Here is a 2,290-nt window from a genome sequence, read left to right on the forward strand (position 1 = left end):
TCTCCTCACCTTGTTAACTTGATTGTTCAATTCCAGGTTTGGCACATTGCGATGCCGTTTGAGGGGGGAGACCATTCCATCGTTGACCTTGCACTCTAGGTCAAAGAACAAAACGCGCTTAGTCGTACCTAAGAGCACGTTTGTTAGTGATTTATACTGCGTGGACTCAGCCTTTGTTTAAATTACTAACAGTTCGCTGCAAAAAATGTACAGAAAAGGTCGGCAGCTTCTAATAAATTTTTCATTCTTGCTGAACAGAGCTTAGTGCTTAGCATTTGCCGGAAGTGGTTCTTTCCCAACTAATCCGTTTGTGCAGATGAACGAATTACAGAAACTACAAGCTCAGCATAACCCAACCTACTCGTGCAAAATCTTTTGGGCACGAATGTAACTGTTTAAGTTATTGTGGTTTACGCGCTTACACCTTTACCTGAAAAGCCGCCTTTCTTTTTACCGGCTTTATCGTAGGTCAGGGACTCTTTGGCCCGAACATCCATCATCAGGTTGCGCAAATGAACCAGGCGTAACTGACCTTGCTCAACGGCAAGCTGGTTTACTTCAGTACAATACTGGCATTCGCTGAGCAGGGTTTTGGCCTGGTCAATATGGGCCTGAATGTCTTCGGGGAGGGGCGCTTCTTGCTGAAGCGCCTGCAACTGCGGGTTAATGGCATCGTCGAGGTTTTGGATAGCACCGAGCAGTTGTTCTTTATCTTTTAGCAGCGTCATTAACGCTTCGGCATCTCTTGAGCTAATCAGGTGCAACTCTTTATCCAGCATCGCTTTCAGAGATGTCAGATTTTCAGTTTGTTGCGTTAATTGCTCATTCAGTGTTGCCGTCATGATTTGTTGCTTCAGGACTTAAATCCAAAAATCTCCGATTCCAGGCGTGCAATCTTTTTCGCCAGTGACTGTGGATCCACTTTGTACTCACCACTCTGAATGGCTTTCTTCAGTTTATCGACCTTTTCCTGATTAACCGGCGCTTCGGCACTTTTCTTCTGTACCTGATTTAACTGCTGAGCAGACTGCGTCAATGACACAGAATCCTGACGCGGCACATTGGCAGCCTGAGCTGTTGATGCGGCAGCTTGCTGCGCAGCCGTTTTATTTTGTTGTGGCTGTTGCTGACTGTTGACCTTGTTATTGTCAACAGGCGCTTTGGGTAAGCCATTGTTTACGTTGTTAATTGCCATAATTAATTTCCACTACCTTTTAAACCTCAATTAATTTATCGGCTGCAGGTAGAATTTCTTTAGGCTCAATTGCGTTTTTTTCGCATAAAAACCGCGGTATTTATAGCCACCTTATCACAGATTCACCACGACTTCCTGGGTGCTGGCAACTTCAGCGATGACAGACTTATTAGAACTGCTGTTCACTACTTCAATGGTATCGCCAATCACGCCATCCTGTCGGGCGATGCCGGAGGTTTTTACCTTCATTGCACCCGCGTTAGCGCTAATGGTGATTCTATCACCTTTACAGATAAAGCATAGCATATTCGTTTGCACCGGCTGGCCTTCTCTTACCCGGTATTTCAGCCGGGCGCCAACCACATCCTCAAGCGAGGTGAAAGGGGTGTGTCGCAGTTGTGTAATGTCGACTTCGGCCAGCGATAAGTGGCTGGCCGATAGCACGGTGTCAGGGCTTATCATACTGGCCGTGACAACGATAGTGCGGGTGCGGGTTACTTTGGCACTGGAAAATAAATACCAACTGTTGCTGTCACAACTCACCCGGACGTTAAGATAGGATTGCTGTAGCGTGGCAGGATCCACATCAAAACTAAAAGGCACGGTGCATTCCGGTATGTTAATGCGACTATCTATGGGGGTCACATCCACGCTTAAATTATCCGCTAAATCGGTTTCCCGGGTTGGTGCCAGACGGTTTTCCAAAAACGCTTTAACGGCATTCGTCAGACGCTCGTGCGGCGTACCGGTGTTTAGTTGGGCAATTGCGCCAAAGTGAGCTAAGGTGATACCTGTAGTCAATATGAAAGCCAGGCGCGCAGGCAAAAGTAATGTTTTCAATATTTTCATGTTCAGATGTTTTCATTTTGACTATTATTAAAGATAAATCAGCGAGTTTTGCTAATCAGAACAGCCGCGACAGTATATTGACGCCACCTCTGTTAAACAGGAAACACGCAAACTCTATGCCCACATTGAAATATCGAGGTGAAGTATGTCTGGAATTTTAGATTCGGTTAATCAGCGTACGCAACTGGTCGGCCAGAACCGGCTGGAGTTGTTGCTGTTCCGTTTAAACGGTCGGCAGCGATTTGG

General features: G+C 46.2%; 3 protein-coding genes and 1 pseudogene. 1 reads left to right on the forward strand and 3 read right to left on the reverse strand.

What is annotated here, in order from left to right:
- Positions 1 to 410: 410 nt before the first annotated feature.
- The 3 genes from flgN to flgA form a co-directional block, all read right to left on the reverse strand.
- Positions 411 to 842 carry a flagellar export chaperone FlgN gene (flgN, locus tag AC4MRN_RS20515; RefSeq protein WP_491204374.1) on the reverse strand — a complete coding sequence of 144 codons (432 nt, stop codon included), beginning with the start codon at positions 840 to 842 and terminating at the stop codon, positions 411 to 413.
- An 11-nt stretch (positions 843 to 853) separates the two neighbouring features.
- A complete protein-coding gene (gene flgM, locus AC4MRN_RS20520) occupies positions 854 to 1,195 on the reverse strand; it encodes a flagellar biosynthesis anti-sigma factor FlgM (RefSeq protein WP_279318224.1) in 342 nt (113 codons plus the stop codon).
- Positions 1,196 to 1,309: 114 nt separating this feature from the next.
- Entirely contained in the window at positions 1,310 to 2,044 is a 735-nt protein-coding gene (gene flgA / locus AC4MRN_RS20525; protein WP_491204375.1) for a flagellar basal body P-ring formation chaperone FlgA, read from the reverse strand.
- 145 nt (positions 2,045 to 2,189) lie between these two features.
- Between flgA and AC4MRN_RS20530 the strand changes: the two are divergent.
- A pseudogene (locus AC4MRN_RS20530) lies at positions 2,190 to 2,290 on the forward strand (chemotaxis protein CheV); the annotation flags it as partial.

The organism is Marisediminitalea sp. (assembly GCF_984433645.1).